At 63.3% G+C, this 19,672-nt stretch carries 12 protein-coding genes and 1 pseudogene; 8 read left to right on the top strand and 5 right to left on the bottom strand.

Features of this window, described 5'->3' with window-relative positions; translation table 11 throughout:
• Window positions 1–220 precede the first annotated feature (220 nt).
• Both OG474_RS00655 and OG474_RS00650 read left to right on the top strand, forming a co-directional pair.
• A complete protein-coding gene (locus OG474_RS00655; protein WP_405060173.1) occupies window positions 221–541 on the top strand; it encodes a transposase in 321 nt (106 codons plus the stop codon).
• Entirely contained in the window at window positions 538–1,422 is an 885-nt protein-coding gene (locus OG474_RS00650) for an IS3 family transposase (RefSeq protein WP_405060172.1), read from the top strand. Before OG474_RS00655 ends, OG474_RS00650 begins: the two co-directional genes overlap by 4 nt.
• 1,183 nt (window positions 1,423–2,605) lie before the next feature.
• Here OG474_RS00650 and OG474_RS00645 read toward each other — a convergent pair.
• On the bottom strand, window positions 2,606–5,104 hold the full coding sequence (locus OG474_RS00645; protein ID WP_405060171.1) for an FG-GAP-like repeat-containing protein: 2,499 nt from the start codon (window positions 5,102–5,104) through the stop codon (window positions 2,606–2,608).
• Window positions 5,105–5,841: 737 nt separating this feature from the next.
• Here OG474_RS00645 and OG474_RS00640 point away from each other — a divergent pair.
• Window positions 5,842–6,624: a tetratricopeptide repeat protein gene (locus tag OG474_RS00640; RefSeq protein ID WP_405060170.1), complete on the top strand. Its 783-nt coding sequence runs from the start codon at window positions 5,842–5,844 to the stop codon at window positions 6,622–6,624.
• Between the two features lie 140 nt (window positions 6,625–6,764).
• On the opposite strand, the gene OG474_RS00635 is transcribed toward OG474_RS00640, so the two are convergent.
• Window positions 6,765–7,757 (bottom strand): ABC transporter permease, encoded by a 993-nt coding sequence (locus OG474_RS00635; protein ID WP_405060169.1) that lies wholly within the window; start codon window positions 7,755–7,757, stop codon window positions 6,765–6,767.
• A 348-nt stretch (window positions 7,758–8,105) separates the two neighbouring features.
• On the opposite strand from OG474_RS00635, the gene OG474_RS00630 reads away from it, so the two are divergent.
• The gene (locus tag OG474_RS00630; RefSeq protein WP_405060168.1) at window positions 8,106–8,333 is read left to right on the top strand and encodes a hypothetical protein; all 228 of its coding nucleotides are present in this window, start codon (window positions 8,106–8,108) and stop codon (window positions 8,331–8,333) included.
• A 362-nt stretch (window positions 8,334–8,695) separates the two neighbouring features.
• Here OG474_RS00630 and OG474_RS00625 read toward each other — a convergent pair whose 3' ends face one another.
• The 3 genes from OG474_RS00625 to OG474_RS00615 all read right to left on the bottom strand — a co-directional run bounded on the left by OG474_RS00625 (window position 8,696) and on the right by OG474_RS00615 (window position 11,412).
• The gene (locus OG474_RS00625; RefSeq protein WP_405060167.1) at window positions 8,696–9,946 is read right to left on the bottom strand and encodes an alpha/beta hydrolase; all 1,251 of its coding nucleotides are present in this window, start codon (window positions 9,944–9,946) and stop codon (window positions 8,696–8,698) included.
• Between the two features lie 138 nt (window positions 9,947–10,084).
• Window positions 10,085–10,666: a hypothetical protein gene (locus tag OG474_RS00620; RefSeq protein WP_405060166.1), complete on the bottom strand. Its 582-nt coding sequence runs from the start codon at window positions 10,664–10,666 to the stop codon at window positions 10,085–10,087.
• Window positions 10,667–10,785: 119 nt separating this feature from the next.
• Window positions 10,786–11,412 carry an RNA polymerase sigma factor gene (locus OG474_RS00615; RefSeq protein WP_405060165.1) on the bottom strand — a complete coding sequence of 209 codons (627 nt, stop codon included), beginning with the start codon at window positions 11,410–11,412 and terminating at the stop codon, window positions 10,786–10,788.
• A 229-nt stretch (window positions 11,413–11,641) separates the two neighbouring features.
• Here OG474_RS00615 and OG474_RS00610 point away from each other — a divergent pair, with 229 nt between their 5' ends.
• From OG474_RS00610 to OG474_RS00595, 4 genes and pseudogenes are all read left to right on the top strand, one after another.
• Window positions 11,642–11,926 (top strand): hypothetical protein, encoded by a 285-nt coding sequence (locus tag OG474_RS00610; protein WP_405060164.1) that lies wholly within the window; start codon window positions 11,642–11,644, stop codon window positions 11,924–11,926.
• 1,733 nt (window positions 11,927–13,659) lie between these two features.
• Window positions 13,660–14,723 (top strand): annotated as a pseudogene (locus tag OG474_RS00605) (transposase).
• 589 nt (window positions 14,724–15,312) lie between these two features.
• Window positions 15,313–17,817 carry an FG-GAP repeat domain-containing protein gene (locus OG474_RS00600; RefSeq protein WP_405060163.1) on the top strand — a complete coding sequence of 835 codons (2,505 nt, stop codon included), beginning with the start codon at window positions 15,313–15,315 and terminating at the stop codon, window positions 17,815–17,817.
• A 220-nt stretch (window positions 17,818–18,037) separates the two neighbouring features.
• Entirely contained in the window at window positions 18,038–19,447 is a 1,410-nt protein-coding gene (locus tag OG474_RS00595) for an IS1380 family transposase (RefSeq protein ID WP_405060162.1), read from the top strand.
• Window positions 19,448–19,672: the final 225 nt, after the last annotated feature.

Genomic DNA, 19,672 nt, shown 5'->3' with positions numbered 1-19,672 from the left:
TAATTGTCGGCAAGAATTGTATGCATTAGCGGACCGGAATCCGCACATGATGGCGGTTGACCGAAGTCCTCGCTTGAGGGATGCTATGTTGCGATTCGCTTAATTCAAATTGAAAGACGGGTCCTGCCTGATAAGATCCAGCACGCTATCTAATGGGTTGGACCGTTCCCGCTTCGGTGGACACCCGTGAGTAGCTGCCCGATTCGTCGGGAGTTTGTAGATGGGTTCGACTCGTCGTAGTTTCAGTGAGGAGTACAAGCGCGAGGCGGTGGGTTTCGTGCTTGCTGGTGGCCGGTCGGTTGCCGAGGTCGCCCGCAATATCGGTGTTCACGAAATGACGTTGGGTAGATGGGTGAAGAAAGCTAAAGACTCCGAGGAGCCGGCGGTGCCTGCTGATGGCCCGTTGGGTGAGTCCGAGCGGCTGGAGTTGATCCGGTTGCGGGAACAGGCCAAGAATGACAAGGCCGCGATCGCCGAGTTGCAGATGCAGGTCGAGTTCGCGAAAAAAGTAGCGACCTGGTTCGCGAAAGGAAAGCAGTGATTTTCGCTGCTATCGCGGACTGGGCTGATTCCGGCGAGTATCCGGTGCGGTTCATGTGTGCCGAACTGGGTGTCTCGACGTCGGGCTACTACGCCTGGCGCAAGGCTGTCCCGTCACAGCATCGCAGCGACGACGAGATGCTGGTCGTGGTCTTGCGGCATCTGCATGCTGAGGCGCGCGGAAATCCTGGCGTGCGCCGGTTGCGGGCCGGGCTGGCAGCAGCCGGGCACCGGGTCGGGCACAAGCGTGTCTGGCGCCTGATGCGGCTGGCCGGCCTGCGTGGCCGGCACCCGAAGGCCTGGAAGCGCACCACGATCCACGGTGACCAGCCGGTCGGTGCACCGGACCTGATCGGGCGCTCGTTCACCGCAGACGAGCTGAATCAGAAGTGGTGCGGAGACATCACCTACGTCAAGACCTGGACCGGCTGGGCCTACGTCGCGACCGTGATCGACCTGCACTCGCGCGCCATCATCGGCTACGCGGTCGCCGACCACATGCGCACCAGCTTGGTCACTGACGCGCTCGACATGGCCATCGCGAACCGGACACCACCAGCCGGCGTCATTTTCCATTCCGACCGCGGCACCCAATACACATCCAGCGAATTCGACCAATACTGCACAAAAGCCGGAATTCGTAGATCGCTCGGCCGGACCGGGATCTGTTACGACAATGCGGTATCCGAATCTACCTTCGCAACTTACAAGAAAGAACTCATCCATAACCGTCCGTGGCCCGACCTCGAAGCACTCACGGCCGCAACAATCGACTGGATAGAGAACTACTTCAATACCATTCGCCGCCATTCCACGCTCGGGTATTTGACACCCCGAGAATACGAGCTAGGATTCAGGGAAATCACTCAAATGGCAGCCTAAATCGGCGTCCAAAAAAACGGGAACACTCCAGGTCAACAGGCATCCTCTTGTGTGCGAGTAAGGGAGGCTCGCTCGCGGGGCTATACAACAGCAACTCTGTCGAGGTGCTGTTGTAGCCTTCAAATTAGAGAAACACCTGGTTGTGATTGATAGGAGTGCGGCCGGGTAGCCATCGCGCACCGCGGCCCATGGTCCTTTCCATCTCCGTGGCTTGCTTGCGGCACGGGTGACAAAATTCTTCGCTCAGCTCACTGGCGGAGGCGACCGCAACACGGTTGCCCATTGATCGGTCTGCCGACTGTGTGAGGCCATGTGTACCAATGCTGCCGCCCGGCGTTGCGGTAACTCCACACCCTGAGGTGGTGATGGTGGGAGACGTGAATGCGAGGGTCGCACGGGCTGCCCAGGCGGTGGTTGTGAGGCGTTTGAAGAGTTGGTTCGGGTCGCTGTTGGATAGGAGATCAGGATGGCGGCTTGCTGGTCACCTTCCTGGAGGTAGTGGGCGGTGAGGCGGCACCCGGTTATCGGGAACGCGGGGAGGATTCGGGTGGAGTCGAAGCTGTTGCTAACGGGGCGGGCGGCGAAATTTCGCCCGATTCGGGTCGGCTGCGGCGAAGACGCCGCGGAGCCGGTTTCGTTGACGCCGCCGACGGCCAAGGGAGGAGCGGTCTACGCTCCCTTCCGCGCGTGGCCGGTAGGTCCAGTCAAAACTTACGGCGGGTTACCGGTTTCAAGCGACTGCGCTCGCACATACGAGGCGAGCGAATCAAACGGGACGGACGAGCTGGTCTTCAGATCCTTGCTGTCCAGGCTTCGGGACGAGTTCGGCGGTGCGCCGAGGTGCGCGAGAACGGTGCAGGCGACATCGGTCAGGCGAGTGTCGATGGCGTGAGCCTGGTCCGGACCCGGCCGCCGCTTGTTCGATCACGGAGATGTAGTCCGAATGGCCAGTGCTGGGTAGTCGTCGTAGTGGTTCGGATTGCGACGGTCGGCAGAGGTGTCGTGCATGTGCAGTTCGTCCCAGTCGGCAGGTGGGGGCCCACCCAGTGCTAGACCATGGGCATTCAAGTTCTGCTTGTTCGGCAGCGGACCAATAGTCGAGCTGGTCCAGGCTACCCAGACGCCCGCTCCGTTGGGACTCGTCGGAGCAAGCGTCTGGGTGGTTGCGGTTGCTAGTTGATTGCTATGGGCATGGGGTTGCTGGTTTGGAACCAACTGACAGGTTGACCGTGCTGCCACGCGGGGCCGTGCTGTAGGCGGCTGGGGATTGGGTGGTGATTCGGCCGATGTTGTTGCAGGTGGGGTCGGGTACTGATTTGACTGTGCCGATGGTGAGGTCGGCTGCGGTGAGGGGGGCTCGGGCTTGGGTGACTGTCAGCTGCCGGACATTGGGGACAGTGACGCTGTTCGGGGGGACGTCGGGGAGGACTACGCCGGGGGCGTACTGGAAGACCGGGCGGATCGCGGCGATCCGAAAAGAGTTGCCCTTGGGGACGTCGGGGGAGGTGGGGTAGGTCTCACCGATGTGGCGGTCGCCGTCCATCATCCAGATGCCCACACCGCCGTCGGTGTGTTGCCAGATGATGTCGGAGCGGCCGTCGAAGTTGAAGTCGGCGACACCCTTGATTGTCCAGCCGACGGAGGTTTGGGCGCTGGGCTTGTTCTGGTACGCCGGGTAGACCGCGCTCGGGTAGGTGCTGTTGAACCGGATGATCTTGAGGCCACCGTTGTCGGGGCGGCGAAGCAGGATGTCCGAGCGGCCGTCGGCGTCGAAGTCGCCGAGTCCCTGGAAGGTCCACTTGAAGGGATCTTGGGTCTGTGGCGGGGGGAGGTCGTAGGACTTGGAGACGAAGTGTCCATCCATGTACCAGATGGACAGCCGGCCGTCGTCGTTCGACCAGAGGAGATCGGCGCGGCCGTCTCGGTCGAAGTCGCCGGCGGCTTTGACTCGCCAGCCGCCGCCGACGCTGGCGGCCGAGTCGTTGCCGGGGCTGATCGGTGCGGCATTGTCCGCCCGGCCGGCGGGCCAGAACTCGAGCCGGCCGTCCTGGTGGCGCCAGACGAGGTCCGCGCGGCGATCGCCATCCAGATCGCCCGTGGTGGCCAGCACTGTAGTTGATGGCAGAGTCCCTCGAAGATCCTGCAGGGTTCCGATATCCGGCACAATCTCGCCCAGGTGAGTCGTCAGCCGGATCGCGACTTGGCCGGCCGGACCTCGCCAGATGTTGTCGATCACCCCGTCTGCATTGAAGTCTCCGGTGCCGGCAAGGTCCCATCCGAAGGAGTAGTTGTCCGACACGAAGTCGCGCTGGACCTTGCCGTTGCGCAGTTGCCAGACCCGTGACAGCGCAGTACCGGTGGACTTCCAACTGATGTCGACGCGGGCAGCAGGCGCGGCTCGGCCGCCGTTGAAGACGACGCCGTCGCTTTTGGATCGCACGTCGCAGCGGCCGTCGTTGTTGAGATCGGACAGCTCGAGTTCGTCGAGTCGTTTGTTGTTGGTGTTGAGGAAGGACCAGCCCTGGGTGCCCTGGAACCACCAGGTGGTTCCGGTGGTCATGAAGCGGTCTTGTTTCCCGTCCGCGTCGAAGTCGCACTGAGCGCTGATGTTGGGCCACTCACCGAATTTGTTGTTCAAGGGCAGCAGATTGTGGCCCTGAGTCTGGTGAAAGGCGCCGGACTCGTAGAGCGGTAGACCTTCCCACTCACGACTGAGGGCGAAGACGTTCCAGCGGGCGTCGGCTCGTACGCTCGGTACGCCGCGGACCTTGATCGAGGTGCCGCCGGTGTACATGACTGTGTTGTAGCTGTAGTCGAAGTATTCACCGGCCGGTCCGCAATACTGGGACTTGCCGCCGCAGGATTCGGTGCCGTGCACATCGAACATGTGTGTGTTGGTGGCCCAGGTGTTCTCGCCGCCACCCATCAGGACGAGGTTGCGGTAAGCGAGGTAGCCGGTGCCGGACTCACCATCGCTGGCGATGGCGTGCCGGTTGAAGTCGAAGACGTTGCTTTCGATCAGGGTGTAGGCACCGTCGTATGTGACGACGCCGTACCCTTCGCGTCGTTTGTGGCGATTGTGATGGATGTAGTTGTCGTGCACCCGCACGGCGCCAGCGTTCTCCATGTTCAGGACCTTGCTGGGATCCCTAACCGCGACGCCGGAGCCCTGCCATCCGTAGATCTCGTTGTTGTCGATCTCTACGTTGACGCTCGAGTAGATTGCCAGCGCCGTCGATCCTTCGGTTTCCCGGTCGACAACATCCATCTCTCCGCCGTACAGGCGGATGCCGCTGATCCTGACGTTCTTGGTCTCCCTGGTCTGGAGGAAGACCTTGGGTGAGGTCCTGGTGAAGATGCGCGGTCCGGGATTTGATGAGGTGCGCCCGCCGAGAATGCGGACGCCGTCGGCGATCGGCAGAGACACACGATCGCTGAGGTCCAGGTCGACGTGGTCCTGGATCCGGACCACGGTGCCGGGCGTCGCGATTGCCTGCTGGAACAGGTCCTGTTGGCGGTTGTTCGAGATCGTGACTGTCCGTCCGAGGATGACACTGACATCCGCCGAGACGGCCACGACTTCGTTGGCATCGGGCAACACGAGCGTCAACCGATAGGTCTTGCTCGCTTCTGGCCGGTCGACGCGGGATCCCTCAACGCTGACCGCGTGACCGTCGAGCATCGGGCTGAGGATGCCCGCACAGTCTGGATTGATTTTGACACTCCATCGGACTGTGGTGCTTGCACCGACCTCAATCTGTGTCGGACTCAAGGACACGCGTGGAGCCGCCCACCCATTGCTCCGGCAGTAGGTCCATTGTGGGTCTTCGTCCGCTCGGGCGCTTCTGGCGATCGCCAGGCCGAACGCCATGGCGAGCACGAGCGCCATGCTGACGATGAACCTGATCCTGCCGGGGAGTCGCGCCTCGCGGCGTACCCCGGGAGCACTGGCTGGCATATCGGTCGTCCTCTGCTTAGGTCATTCCGCTGTCGGAAGAGATCCGACGGCGCTGCCTAGCCACTGTGACGATGAGCTCTTGGAGTCCGCTGGGGAGAGGTGACGGCCTGGATACGCCTATCACCGATCTTTCAGTTCAGCCGAAGGATACTCAAAGGCTCTGCGGGTGCAGTTTGGGCAGGAAGGTGGGGACTGTCTTCACCCGATCAAGATCGGAGTAGTAAATGCGTGTGCTATCACTGATCCCCTGGAAGAGGCTTGCGGTGACCTCGATCGGCGCTGTCGCGCTGTGTGCGGCTGCCCTGGCGGGCACTGCCACCGCCGCCCAGGCGGATCCGCCGCCGAATGGCCGAATCATCTCCAACCACAATCAGGTCCTTCTCTAGACAAGTCGTCTCACGATGCCCATTGGACATGGCCTTCCACCTGCAGCACAGGTCGCGCAGCGTCGAGGTTCACAGTTGCGTGCGGAGGGCATGCTGTCCGAGGCTCGTCGCGAGTTTCACCGGGCACTAGCTCTCGCCGAAGAGGATCGGAGCCTCGATCCACTGAGTCTGGTGCCGCTCCTGAACGATATCGGGGTCACCGGAAAGTACCGCGGTGATTTCGACGAAGCTGCGTCGGCCTACGACCGGGCATTGAAGGTCGTCGACACTGGCGAGGTCGGCACTGCTGTGCTAAGAGCAATGCTCCTACACAACATCGCCGGCCTCGCCCATGCCCGGGGAGAACCTGCGGCCGCCGAATCCGCCGCCCGTGAGGGCATCGCCCTCCGACTGGCCGCGGCCACCGTCGAACCACTCGACCTGGCAGCCGACCAGGCCGCGCTGGCAGCCATTCTGGTCGACCTCGGGCAGGTGCTTGAGGCTCAGGAGCTACTCACCCGAGTCTTGAGGGTCTTCGAAAGCACGTACGGCCCGGAGCACTATGAGGTAGGAGTCACGCTCCATAACCTCGGCTCCCTCCAGCACCGCTGCGGCAACTTCAAGTCAGCCGCCACAACGCTGACAAGAGCTGTGAAAATCAAGCGAGCTGTCCTGGCGCCCAGTCATCCCGATCTCGCCATCAGTCTGCACAACCTCGCCTGCGCCCAGGCGAAACTCGGCCACAACCACCGAGCCGCCGAGTCCCTGCGCGAGGTACTCACGCTCCTGTCCGGCTCCGTCGCTGACGGCCACCCAACGTTGCTGTCGGCACGCAACCGACTCAGCAGCCTCAGCTCCGCAATCAACATCGACGGCTAAGCGCCTCCGACTCCGATGAGGCCAGTAGACCGAGGCACCATCTACTGATCCAAAGGCGTCCCGCTCGTCCTCGCCTTGCCGTCGGTACGCCTGAGGGCCGCGCTACGCAAGCGGAGTCCCCCTTGTCACACGCTCGAAGGTCAGGTCGATCTGATTCTGGGGTCGATCAGGCCGTACACGATGTCGACGAGGAAGTTCATGGCGACGAGGATGACTGATCCGAGCAGGACTGTTCCCATGATGAGTGGGAGATCGTAGTTGTTCTGGCTCTCGAGGACGAGGTTGCCCAGGCCGGGCAGGTCGAAGACGCGTTCGGTGAAGATCGCACCGGTGAGACTACCGGCGAGGTCGAGCCCGAAGATGGTGATGATGGGGATCAGACCGGCGCGTAGTGCGTGCTTGTAGGTCACCACACGATTCGGCAAGCCCTTGGCTCGTGCTGTGCGAATGAAGTCTTCGCCCAGTACTTCGATCATCGAGCCGCGGGCGAATCGGGCGTAGGACGCACAACCGTAGATCCCGAGAACCAGCCATGGAGCGAGGAGGCCCGCCATCCATTGGACGGGATTCTCTGTCAGAGGCGTGTATCCGCTGCGCGGCAGGATCGGATAGACGATCGTGAGGTAGAGCGCGGTCATCAGCGCCAAGACGTAGTACGGAATCGAGCCCACAACCAAGGTGCCGGCCATCAGTAGCCGATCGCTGATGGTCGCATGTCTTCTCGCGGCAATCGTCCCGATGGCCACGCCGATGGTCAACACGAGCACGGCGTACCCGGCCACGAGCGACATGGTGACTGGCAGACGCGACCGGAGCATCTCGGTCACTGGGCGGTCGTTCTTGAATGAGAAGCCCAGGCAGGGCACGGTGCATCTCTGCGTTGTGCCGGATGTTTCGAACGTTCGCCCAACGATGATGCCGGCCGAGTACTCCAGGAACTGCTGGACCTTTGGGCGGTCAAGGTGCAGGTTGGCCTGGATCTCCTGATATCGCTGCTGGGTGCATCGGCGCTCGCCGCAGATTGCCCCCGCAGGGTCGGTCGGGGCGACAAAGAAGAGAGTGAAAGTCGCGATCAGGGTCATTGCCACGACGCTGATCGCGCTCGCCAGACGTCGCCCAACGAAGCACACCATCGCTCTCTCCTCGGCAGTGAGCGTAGCTGCGGGCACCTCCTGCTATAGATCAGGATGGTGGGAAGCCGGTGGGGAGCCGCGTACAAACTGGCGCAGAGGTGACATATCTTGCGGTGCACCTCGCCTCCGATCACGGCTCGACGGAAGCTTTGTCCAGATGACGACACGGTGGTCTGACTCGACGCCCGCTCACGCGTGGGGAGCGACGAGAAGAGCCTCGGATCCGACTGGTACGTAGCCGGCCGCTAGGAAGGCGCGGAGCGAGGCGGCATTGCCTGGAGTGACCTGCGCCCAGATGTGGGAGCCAGCCGGGGCCAACGCACTAGCAGTCCGGGAAAGTCTGCGGCCATGTCCTTTGCCGCGCAGGGCCTCCGGGACTTCCACTGCACACTCAAGGCGGCCTGCCACACCGACACCAGTGAGGACCAAGCCGCCCGCCGGGTGGCCGTAGACTCGGACGTCGTCACGGTGTCGGCGTGCCCGGCGTACGCGCGGGTGGTCGACGGCCGTGAGTTCGATGAGTTCGGCCGTGAGCTCGGTCCGTTCGGAAGGGTTGGTAATGGCGGAGGCGAGTAACAGCGCATCGATTGCGTTGACCCGCCGACCGGTGTGCTTCTCCAGAGCCGACAAGAACGGCGGGTTGAGAGGCGCCGAGGGGTCGCCGGAGGCAAGCAGGCCATAGGCCCACTCTCGGGTGACATCTGCTGCTAGAACGATGTGTCCGGTGAGACCGATGACGCAGGTGTCTCGCTGTGAGGGAGCGGACACAACGGTGACGCTGAGGTCGGGCGAGGGGAAGGTGCCGCCCTCGATGCCGCGCAGTATCTCGCGCAATGACGTTCCTGGAACCGTCGGCTCGGGCGGTCCCGGCTCGCCTCTGGTTCGCAGTCGCTTCCGTAGGTTCATGAGTCTCCTCACCCGCTGGTCGACGGATCGGATCAATTCTTCGTCCAGTTAGCCGTCAGTAGGTGAGCGTGGCCTGAGGGTTGGCTGTACGCCCCGAGCACAGCGATCAGTCCGTCGGCGATTGTTCGTCGCCAGCTGATCGGGTCGTGGCCGCCGTGATGTTCGGCGTAGGTGACGTCGTACCCCTGATTCAGAAGCGTGTCGCGCATCTTCCGGTTGGTCGCGAGTGTTGACGCCGTACCGCCGTGGCCGGGCATCGTCTCCCGGTCACCGACGTCAAGGTAGAAACGCAGCGGCTTGCGCGTCGCCGCGGCGTACTCGCGAATCAGCAATTCCGACTGTCCCTGCTCGGGAGCTGGCCACCAGAAGACTCCCGATTGTGAGAGGACCGCGCCGAAGCAGTCGGGGGCCCGCAAGGCGATGAACATGGCTGTCAGTCCGCCGAGAGACGCGCCGCTGATGACGCGCTGCGAGGGGTCGTCGGTGACGCGCCATCGGCGACGTGCCCACGGCAGCAGTTCGCGGGTCGTGAAGTCGAGCATCCGCTGGGTTGGAGTCAGTTCCTCGGAGCGCCGATCATCGCGGCCATGGACGAACAAGGCGACCAACGGTGGGATCTTGCCAGCGGCAATCAGGTTGTCCAGTGTCGCCGGGATCCGCTGCAGATTCCTTCCGATGTAGCCATCAAAGATCACGAGCAACGGCAGCCCGTCTGTACGAACAGCCGGCGGAAGGTACACCGAAATGCAACGCGTGTCATTTAGCGCAATGCTCGGCAGGAGCTCTTCGGTCAACGAGCCGTGCCGCACATCTGTCCGCGGGACAGACCATGGTTCGTCTGGCGCGGCAGGCAACTCGAGCAAAGAAGCCCAACAGTCCCAGTCGGATTGGTCCCGGGGATCGTGCTGAAAATAGACAATCTCCTTGTTGTGCTCGTCGACGTGGGTCAGGCCGGTACCGGTGTCTTCGACAGGCACGGCGTCAGCCCCGTCGTGGCAGATGAAGTAGATGGTGCGGAGATCCAGGGGCAACCTCACTGAGCCGTACCAAAGGTCGGTATCGATGAAGCGGTGCAGCGGAAGGTTCACGCCCCAGGCAGTGTTCGTCGAGTCGGCCGAACCGCGCCAGACGAAGGTGACCAGCGCACTGATCCCGTCAGGCTCCTCGATCAGCGGCGTACCGCCCGCCGCAACCTCACGCCAAAACTTGTCGAGCGCATCGGTGCCGCCGTGCTGGTACTCATCGAACAGCCGGCCGATTCGAGGGCTGATACTGGCCACCATGGATTCCTCCTGCCATGTTCTACCGGCACAGGGAATGGTTCCCTGTGCCTACGGCACACTGTTCGCCTCGCCGTGGGACAGACGTGCGTGCCAGGTCGACCTGACACGATTACAACGCCGACGTTCCACGACGAGGCGCTAGCGCCGGGGTGTGGGGGTTGGGTTAATGGATGGTTGAACTGAGCTTGGACTGTAGGCGGGCGCGAGCGCGGCATTGACGAGTTCACAATGAGGAGTGCTGGCAGGGACGATGCTCTCAGTGAACACGACCGGGTTGGGGTCTCCGGCGGCCGTCATGGCGAAGATGTTCACCGCCTGGCCTGCGCCGATCTCGCTTCGGCTGATTCGGAATTCCGTTTCGACACGTTCCGCGCCGGGCGTCCCGGCCATGTCTATGGTCGGGCCCCAGAACCGGCCGTCGCGTGAGCAGACCTTGCCTGGCGGGATGTAGTCGACGATCGCGGGGATGCCTTTGGTATGCAGCCGCTGCTCGAGTCCTTGAGGGTCGCGGAACTCCTTGATCCGGACGATGACCGTGTCGCCTGGGCCGTTGGCGATGGCCCAGGCAGGAGAGGTTCCGCCGGGGCCTGTCAGCGCGGCGACGGCGACCGCGCCGGCCACTGCAACACCTGCAGCGACTGCCAACCAGGCCCGGTGCTTCGTCGCGTGCTGCACCGGTCGGGGTGGCTGGTCGATGGGTACGCTGCGGATTCCGTTCATGAGGAGACCCCTGACAGCGTCATGACGGCCTGGAGGAATCTCCCTCTCGGCAGGCGGGGGCGCCATTCGGAAGAGCTGCTGACGAATGTCGGGATCGGGACCTGTGTGGTGCTTGCCGCTCATCGTCGTATCTCCTTAGCAGGCGGAGCTGCGGGACTTCCGCAGTCACCCTGTGCCTGTCCGCTCAGATCAGCGGGTTCCGGCTTTGCGGGTAGCAGGTCGCGTATGGCGTCGGAGAGCTTCTTGCGGGCTCTGGAGAGACGAGACCGCACCGTACCGATGGGGATGCCGAGCACTTCTGCAGTGGTTGCGTAGTCCATGCCGGCCCATACGCAGAGCGCGAAGACCTCTAGTTCGGCGCGCCGCAATCGACCCAGCGCGTGGCGAACGGCCATGAGCTGCTGGGCATCGTCGAGCCTGCCGGCGATCTCGTCGCTGAAGTCTGCTTGATCGATCGATGCAGGGAGTCTTGCGACCATGGCCGCGTGCCGACGAGCTGCGCGCGTGGAGTTGCGGGCCACGTTGGTTGCGATGCCAAGCAGCCAGGGTCGCAGTGACTCGCCCTCGGGTTCAACCTTGGCGTGAAGTCGCCAAGCCTCGAGGAACGTCAGCGATAGCACGTCCTCGGCAGTCGACCAGTTGCCAGTAAGCCGAAAGGTGTGGTTATAGACATTGCGCGCGAACTCGTCGAACAGTCGGCCGAAAGCCTCGACATCGCCGGCGCGGATCTCGGTACGGAAACTCATCGTCATACTCAGGTCTCTGTCCACCCGACGACCGTTGGTTCCCTGGACGAACGCTGACGTTCGCACAGCTGGTGGCAACTGCAGCAGCTGTGCCTGTCGGTGTCCTTTCGGTTGGCTGCGTGCAGTGCCACGTCCGCAGCGCGGGACTGGTCGCCGTTGCCGACACGCGGTGTCCTGGAGTCCAGATTCCAGGTTCCCTGTCCGCCTGCTGCCGACGAGATTCGCCTTTGTGGAGATCGAAGAGGATTCGAACAACGTCCAGTTGACGTCCGGGCAAGGTGTCGGCAGGCCGCCTACGAGCTGGACCATCGCGGGGCTCATCAAGCTGATTGATGACGCCATTGACTCGGCAGGGGCTCAGCTCGCCCGATCTGAAGGGCTGCGATTCGACTGGACCGACGACGAGTCGGTCGTCCGGCCGATCAATGGCCGTCGGCCAGCCAGAGCCCGAGACACAGAGCGCTGGCGACTCGAGGAACAGGCGGGGCCGGAGCGAGAGATCGATCTGGCGTGAGGAACTTCGCCTGGCTGTGAACCTCTGAGTCCTGGAATTGTTGATCGGGGTTCCGGTGTGCTCGTAGTAGGTCTCAAGGATTCGACCTCACAACGGTTCGAAACGCTGGCTTGGGCGCCATCGGTGCAGACGAGCGACTGGTCGATCGGTTCAGAGACCAGTTGATGCTTCCGGCAAGGAGCGACTGCCTGGAGATTGTCGGGTTCATCGGCATACGAGCCAACGAAGGAAGGGCCTATTCCACGAGGTCGACGGCAACCCAGATTCATCGGCGATCGGACAGTCTCGTCGGCATCGCAGAACAGCTCGACCTCTTGGATGGTGAAGCCACGCCTATCCTGGTCAGCGACCCTCGGGATGCGTTCGCCATCGAACGCGTTAGCCGATCCAGCGGAGGGCGATGGGTGGGGTATCCCGCTGTGCGGCGCAGTGCTATCAGCCGAACAGGCGAGGGTCCTCGGCGCGCATACGGTGGCCGATACGGTCATCGTCGCGCTCGCGGACCCACGCACGGCTCAGCGAACGGCTGCCGAATGCCTCAGCGAGTTGTCTGGATCGTTCCGAAAGGTCCAGGCCTTTGAGCTCCCTCGCGGCCAGTCACCGGCCAAGCTATGGATGGCGGCCGGCGGTCATCAGCGGCTTCATGATGCACTTCTGCTCACGCGCCCGCTTGCTGACTACCTGCCGACCGGAAGGCGACAACAAGCACGATCGCAGCTGCCGGACCAGGCGTCTCGCAGTCCAGAGATTGAGCGCTTGCGCGAGTGGTAGGCCTCAGACGCCTGCGAGCCTTCGTCGCATAGCGCGCCGTCGGGATCGCGCCAGAGGCCTAGTGAAGATGGCGCCTGAGGCGAAGGTGCGGTCGACCACGAGGTGGGCCGTCTGAGCTGAGCCTCAGCAACCAACCCCGGCTACCTGTTGACGCCGGGCGCGCCGGTCGGGGTTGCGCCGTTCCGGAGAGGTCAACTGTGGGCGGCAGTCCCGTCCGTTGGACGTCGACATGATCACGCGGAGAGGCTCAAGTCATTCTGCGAAGGGTTCGGAGGTAGGACAGCGGATCGACACTAGCAAGAATTTGTCGTGGCCCGCCAGGTAGGTGGCGAATGAAGCCACCATTCATCTCGGGCCAAGTCTCGGCAACAAACAGGGCATCGAGGGGTTCGACATGGGCAAGGTACTCCGGGGTGAGCCCGTCGTAGATGGCCATGCTGTTGGTGCGTGAGTGCCAATATGTCGGCCGCTCTGTCCGGAGATATGTGACAAACGAGGATCGAACCTCTCGGGTGCTATCGGACGGGAAAGTCTCGCCGCGGCACGGTCGGCTGTCATGCGCAGGGTCGCGAATCAAGCTTCGGTCGCGTGGCTCGCATTGCTCCTCCGCGGTCCACAGAAGGACGACGACGGATGCGTAGTAAGAATTGCTGAGACTGGAGAGCATCCCACAGACCCGGAACCTGCCGAATCAACCGAGGATGCGCCGCGGCGATTGCCGCTAGTCCTAAGAGTGACTCCCCGCCACCATCGCGTATCACGCGCTCGACCAGTCTTCGGACCAACTCGAACGGGAGAAACATGGCGCTAGTCGCCGATCAGGACAGGACTGAGGCCGCTAGCCCGGTGCTTTCACGGGGTTTGGTGGTGAGGCTGTGTTGGTGAACTGAAAGGTGCTCCTGACCAGCGACGATGTGGTTTGTCTAGGACCATGTCGTCGCGTATCGAGGAGCACCTTCGAGGTGAAGAGTACCGGGTTGTATCCGTGTGTCCGTGTTGATGCGGCTGGTTCAGGGGTGGTGTCGCAGGCCGGTGGCCTGCTGATCACCGAGACGATCCGGGCCAGCGGTCTGGCCGCGGAGCTGTCGGGGGCGTTGGCGCCGTGGCGCAAACCGTTGGCCAGGCATGACCCGGCCAAAATCGTCACCGATCTGGCTGTCGCGCTCGCGCTAGGTGGAGACTGCCTGGCCGATATCGCGGTACTGCGGGGTGAGCCGGGGCTGTTCGGGCCGGTCGCCTCGGACCCGACGGTGTCGCGCACGGTCGATGCGCTGGCCGGCGATGTCGAGGCGGTGCTGAAAGCGATCAACACCGCTCGGGCCGCAGCCCGGACGCGGGTATGGGCGCTGGCCGGTGAGCACGCACCAGACACCGGCCGTGATAGCGGCGATCCGCTGATCGTCGACCTCGACGCGACACTGGTCGGTGCGCACAGCGATAAGCAGGGCGCGGCGCCAACCTTCAAGCGGGGTCACGGATTCCACCCGTTGTGCGCGTTCGTCGACCACGGACCCGACGGGTCCGGTGAACCACTCGCGGTCATGTTGCGGCCCGGGAACGCCGGATCGAACACCGCCGCCGACCACATCGCCGTGGTCCGCGAGGCTCTCAAACAACTCCCCGGACACCGAGCCGGAACGCGGCCCGGCCGCCGGGTGCTGATCCGCACCGACTCGGCCGGCTGCACCCACGAGTTCCTCGACTGGATCACCGGCCAGCGATTGCCGGACTCAGAAACCTCCCGCTGCACGACTTCGCCCAGAACCAGATCTGGTGCGCGATCGTCGCGCTGGCCTGCGAAATCACCACCTGGACGCAGCTACTCGCGTTCACCGGCACCGACGGCACCACCCACCAGGCCCGCCGCTGGGAACCCAAACGCCTACGCCTACGACTGTTCTCCACCGCCGCCAGAATCGCCCGGACCGGCCGCCGCACCACCGTCCACCTCGCCCGCAACGCCGCCTGGACCATCCTGCTGCACACCGGCCTCACCCGGCTCCACGCCCACAACACACCCGGCTAAACCACACCCCAACCACCACAGCGACCCGAACAAACCCGGCCCGTGGAACCGGCGCCCACCCGCGACGACACTCGGGCGCTTTGTCCTACCCGACTGCAAGAATCAACCCCGCAAACCGGCCACCGAGCCGCAGCCAACCACCCGCGACCGACCCACGAAAGATCCGGGCTAGTACGTGGTTGAGAACCGCAGATTCCTTGACCTTGACCAATAAGTTGCTATAGATGGCGAGGTCGTGAGGTAAGAGTCTGTCGAGATGCCTGTGTTGCAGGTCTGCTCCGACATCGGATGGACCGACCCGTCGTTGTACCTCTCGAGACGGTCCGCGGCGTTCCCCGAAGGTCCACCTTGGGTCGGTCCGAATGCACGTGCCCCGGTGCGCAACGCGCTGACCGCCGCAGAACGACTGATGACGGCGTCAGCGACAGTTCCAGGGATCTCCCAGCGTCTGCCCATTGCACTACGCCAATCTGTGCAATGGACGAGGGTGCCCGAGCGGGAGGGCGGGTCGCGCTCGTTATCAGGAGCCACGTGTGAGTTTGAGACCCACACGAGGACTTTGCATCCTACTCGGTGGCAAGGAGAAGGTGTGTTCGAACATTTTGCTAGGTCTTCGACTGTCCTGCGAATTCCCAAGCGCCGTCTGCGAGCGCACGTCGTCGTTGCGCTCTTGACGTTGCTCGTTGCATCCGCGGCAGTTTCGATCAGTGTAGGTCCGCCACCTGCGGATGCGAGCGCGTCGCCATCGCGGCCGTCATCGAGCGGGGAGGCTCCGATAGCACTCAATGGGGACTTCAACGCCGACGGCCGTACGGACATCGCGCTTGCAGGCACAGCGGGCTTCCGAACATTGCCAGTTGCTCTGGCGCAGGGCGCGGGTGGAGCGTTCACCCGCACCAACCACGCTGCCGCGGAATTCGCGTACTGGGCCGGCGGCCCAGGCGTCAAGATCATCAATGAGGACTTCAATGGTGATGGCCGGACCGATTTGGCGCTGACCGGTGCTGCCGGCTGGACCACGGTCCCGGTCGCCATGTCGAATGGCGATGGTACCTTCACTGTCCACAACAGTCCGGTAAGCCAGTTTCCAGGCTGGGCGGCGGCACCCAATGCGACCGTGACCGCTGGCGACTTCAACAATGACGGTCGAACCGATTTGGCGCTGACCGGTGCTGCCGGTTGGACCACGGTCCCGGTCGCCATGTCGAATGGCGATGGTACCTTCACCGTCCACAACAGTCCGGTAAGCCAGTTTCCAGGCTGGGCGGCGGCACCCAATGCGACCGTGACCGCTGGCGACTTCAACAATGACGGTCGAACCGATTTGGCGCTGACCGGTGCTGCCGGTTGGACCACGATCCCGGTTGCCATGTCGAACGGGAATGGTACCTTTACCGTCCAAAACAATCCTGCCGGGCAATTCCCTTATTGGGCGAGCGGTGCCCGGACAAAGGTGACCGCTGGTGACTTCAACAATGACGGTCGAACCGATTTGGCGCTCACCGGTGCGCCCGAGTTCGTCACCATCCCGGTTGCCATGTCGAACGGGAATGGTACCTTTACCGTCCAAAACAATCCTGCCGGGCAATTCCCTTATTGGGCGAGCGGTGCCCGGACAAAGGTGACCGCTGGTGACTTCAACAATGACGGCCGAACCGATTTGGTGCTCACCGGTGCGCCCGAGTTCGTCACCATCCCGGTTGCCATGTCAAACGGCGATGGTACTTTCACCGTCCACAACAACCCCGCGGGTTCTTTCCCCTACTGGGCCAGTAGTGAGGCGACAGTGCTCGGCGGCGACTTCAATAACGACGGTCGGACCGACCTCGCTCAGACCGGGGAGCCAGGCTGGACGACGATCCCTGTCGCTCTCTCGAATGGCAACGGCACCTTCACCGTCCAAAATCAGGCGTTAGCGGACTTCCCCCAATGGGCTGCGCGAGCGAGTGGCCCAGTGGATGCTCCGTTTACGTTTGGGCCCGAGACGCTCATCGCCAGCGCCGGCACGGTTGTTGTGAGGTGGGGCGACCGCAGCAAGAACGAGAGCGGTTTCGAGGTTCAGAAGCGGAACAAGGTTGGCGATTGGGTGACGATCCATAGTGTTCCAACTGTTAATCGTCTGGGAACTAACCCGGCGCCGACATTTACCTATTCAGATGCCGACACAAGCTTGAGTGGTCAATGCTACCGAATCGGAGCGTTCAACACGACGCACACCGGCTACACGGATGAGAAGTGCACGGTTCGACCGGACCTCAGCCGATTCCCGCAGACAGTGCCCAACGACATCGCCCAATGGCAGGGCCTGTCGGGGACCAACGGTGGAACCGGCAAGCTCCAGACCATCGCAAGGGATGAGGCAACGTTCCTCGCATATGACGCCGGGACCTTCGGCGTCGATCTGGAATTCAGTGAGAACTCCGATCCGTGGGTAGTCGCAGCGCAAGGTGGACCGCAAGTAATGGCGGGGCAGGCGATCGCACTCAACCTGGTTGGCCGCGGCTGGCTCACGTATGAGAACCAGAGCTTTGGCGTTGATCTCGGCCTCAGCGGCTCTCCGTCCTACGAGTGGATCGCCATTGGCGACGAGAGTACGCCTGCCTCCGAAGCTGGCGCAGGCCGCAGGCTCGGGTCAAGCGGAGCTTACGCGCTGTACAACACGAAGAACGGTTCCTATCTTGTGAACGGCAATCAGACGACAGGCCCAGATCTGGTCTGGTATGACCCAACGCCCGCGCCGCCGCCCCCGCCGCCGCCTCCGCCGCCGGGCATCAGAACGTACACGATCTTCAATTGTGCAGACCCTGCCCGGCCGTTGAAGTTCTGGACACGAGACGTTACTGCGGGTCAGATGTATGACTTCGCCGGGATCGTCGAAACCGGCTGGATCGGCTCAGGCTGTCAAGCCAGCAACACCAATGATTTCGTCTTCACAGTCCCGACCTCGAATCACACATACGAGGTGATCTCAATCGACTACACGAAATCTGGGTGCGACACCACCGGCCCGCCGTTCGTCAGCAGCTGCATAAAAAGCGATACCACGTTCAGAGGCGATACGAACGGAGTCAACGCGAACTTCACGATCTCATAGAGAAACCGTCGCCCTCCACTGCGTACCTTCCGAGCCTCGAGGCCATGGAGCGGTACTTTTGCTCCCGAGGCTCGGTCAACCCACCTAGCCCTGGGTTTGCAGTAACGATGTGATCGCGGGGTTCGACACGCGTCGTAGATGTAGAGAAGTGCCTTGCCTGCAAGGGATTCTGGACTTGTCTAAGGTCCCAGAACGATCCGAGCGGGAAGGCACTTCGTAGGTGCAGAATGCAACGACGCGTCCGGTGGTCTGCGTGACGGCCAATGGGCGGGGTGTCGCGTCGCATGCAGGGTCGCGGTTGCTGGCGGATCTGGCCGATGTGACCGGGCTGTCACAGGGGTTCAGTGGGGCGCTGGGTGGGTTGCGGCAGCGTCGTTCGAGGCATGATCCGGGCCGGGTGCTGGTCGATGTCGCGGTGATGCTGGCCGATGGTGGCGAGGCGATCTCGGACCTGGCCGTGCTGCGGGACCAGCCCGATTTGTTCGGTCCGGTGGCCTCGACGGCCACGGCGTGGCGGGTGCTGGACAGCGTTGATCGGGTCGTGCTGGGCCGGTTGCGCCAAGCGCGTGCGGTCGCTCGCGAGCGTGCGTGGCTGGCCCGGGCCGAACTCGGGCGAGATTTGCCGGCCGCGGCCGCGGGTGGCCGGGTCCTGCCCGGTCTGGTGATCGATCTGGACGCCAGCCTGGTGACTTGTCACAGCGAGAAAGAATCGGCGGCGGCGACGTTCAAGGGTGGGTTCGGTTACCACCCGTTGCTGGCGTTCCTCGACAACACCGGCGAGGCACTCGCGGGATTGCTGCGCCCGGGCAACGCGGGCAGCAACAACGCAGCCGATCACATAACGGTGACCGATCTCGCGCTGGCCCAGATCCCCGAGGCTGACAGGCACGGTCGCCCGATCCTGGTCCGTGCCGATGGAGCGGGTGCCACCAGGGACTGGCTGAGACATCTGCGCGGGCTGCGCGCCCAGGACCTGGACGTGGAGTTCTCGGTCGGGTTCACCATGACGCCTGCGGTCCAGGCCGCGATCGACGCACTGCCCAAGGCAGCGTGGACGCCTGCGATCGAAGCCGACGGATCGGTGCGTGACGGCGCCGACGTCGCCGAAATCACCGGCTTCCTGGACGGACTGACCGCCGCGGGCTGGCCAGAACGGATGCGGGTGATCGTGCGCCGCGAACGGCCCCACCCGGGCGCCCAACTGTCCCTGTTCGATCAACACCACGGGCTGCGTTACCAAGCCTTCGCCACCGACACCCCGACCGGACAGCTCGCCCACCTCGAAGCCCGACACCGCGCCCACGCCCGCGTCGAAGACCGGATCCGGCAAGCCAAAGACTCCGGCATCGGCCGGTTCCCGTCCAGACTGTTCGCCCTCAACGCAGCCTGGCTCGAACTCGCCCTCACCGGCATCGACCTCATCACCTGGACCCAGCACCTGCTCCTGGACGGCGACCTGGCCAAATGCGAACCCAAAGCGCTGCGCTACCGGCTTCTGCACACCGCCGCCCGCATCACCCACGGCCAGCGTCGCACCTACCTGCGACTGGCCGAACACTGGACCTGGGCCCACGATCTCGCTGCCGCGTTCACCAGCCTCGCATCGATCCCGCGCCCGCTCCGCACCTGAACATCCACGCCCCTGACCGCCCACAACCAAAGGACAACGGAACAGCCAGCAAGCCGGCAGATCCGTCACGCCCAACAACGCTTGCACCCCAGCGCCCCATCAGTGCCACCGATCAACGGACTACTGAAAGACCAGGGCTAGGACCTTTCGACGAGTCCAAGCCGTTGCCCTACCGAGGGGTGTCTCCCCAGCCACACTGAGGATGACGAACGACGGACTCCAGCG

Source organism: Kribbella sp. NBC_01505 (genome assembly GCF_045040285.1).
Lineage (GTDB): Bacteria > Actinomycetota > Actinomycetes > Propionibacteriales > Kribbellaceae > Kribbella.
The sequence above is the reverse complement of the archived record's forward strand: the minus strand, read 5'-3'. Positions and strand labels throughout refer to the sequence as shown.

Bases quoted from the DNA above. Each gene is read 5' to 3' on its own strand.
- OG474_RS00655 (WP_405060173.1), top strand. From the start codon at position 221: ATGGGTTCGACTCGTCGTAGTTTCAGTGAGGAGTACAAGCGCGAGGCG.
- OG474_RS00645 (WP_405060171.1), bottom strand. From the start codon at position 5,104: ATGCTCGACGGTCACGCGGTCAGCGTTGAGGGATCCCGCGTCGACCGG.
- OG474_RS00635 (WP_405060169.1), bottom strand. From the start codon at position 7,757: ATGGTGTGCTTCGTTGGGCGACGTCTGGCGAGCGCGATCAGCGTCGTG.
- OG474_RS00630 (WP_405060168.1), top strand. From the start codon at position 8,106: ATGTCCTTTGCCGCGCAGGGCCTCCGGGACTTCCACTGCACACTCAAG.
- OG474_RS00625 (WP_405060167.1), bottom strand. From the start codon at position 9,946: ATGGTGGCCAGTATCAGCCCTCGAATCGGCCGGCTGTTCGATGAGTAC.
- OG474_RS00620 (WP_405060166.1), bottom strand. From the start codon at position 10,666: ATGAACGGAATCCGCAGCGTACCCATCGACCAGCCACCCCGACCGGTG.
- OG474_RS00615 (WP_405060165.1), bottom strand. From the start codon at position 11,412: ATGAGTTTCCGTACCGAGATCCGCGCCGGCGATGTCGAGGCTTTCGGC.